The 620-nt window shown below is 57.4% G+C and carries 1 protein-coding gene; it reads right to left on the bottom strand.

From position 1 onward, the window contains the following. Window positions 1–620: DUF2254 family protein (locus tag VQ045_RS21865; protein ID WP_331831630.1), on the bottom strand; the 620-nt coding region annotated here is incomplete at both ends.

Genomic DNA, 620 nt, shown 5'->3' with positions numbered 1-620 from the left:
GTCATGAGAAGGGCCCCGATCGGGGCCCTTCTCATGACGTCACCTGGCACATATTTCCTCCGGCCAACTGGCGCATATTTGCTCCGGCGTTGACAGATGCGGCGGATCGCGAACTCCAGGTCCTGATAGGGTGTCCGATCCCGTCCGATGACGACCGCACCGCGCAGATCCTCGTCGATTTCGTCCGAAACCCTTGCCTTCGGATAGGCTGTAATCACGCACGCGCCTTGTGTGACAAACACGCCGGGGCGAGCTGCGATCGACAGAACAAGATCATTCTTGGTAGCGATCCGCATCAGCACATCACCGCCGATATACTGGACGTAGCCATCTGAATCGGCCGGGATTTGCCTGCTGTCAGCCTCGAAATCGTAAGGAAGAGTCTGCCCGGCCGCTTCGTCTGCCTGCCCATGGCCAAGTCGCTCGGGAAAGACCTGGTCGACGGCGGCGCAGCCCTCGACCGCAAGTTTTTCCAGCAGTGTTTCGACCCGGATCGACGTCGCGATGTGAGTGTCGGTCCACAAAGAAGTTGAATGATATGAATCGTTTGTGATTCCATGCTGTTGATTTGATTCGACGAGGGCATGGAAGCGATGTGGACGAAAGCAAACCGCGGGAAA

The sequence above is a fragment of the Aurantimonas sp. E1-2-R+4 genome (assembly GCF_036549515.1).
Classification (GTDB): domain Bacteria; phylum Pseudomonadota; class Alphaproteobacteria; order Rhizobiales; family Rhizobiaceae; genus Aurantimonas; species Aurantimonas coralicida_A.
This window is presented reverse-complemented; position numbering and strand designations above follow the sequence as displayed.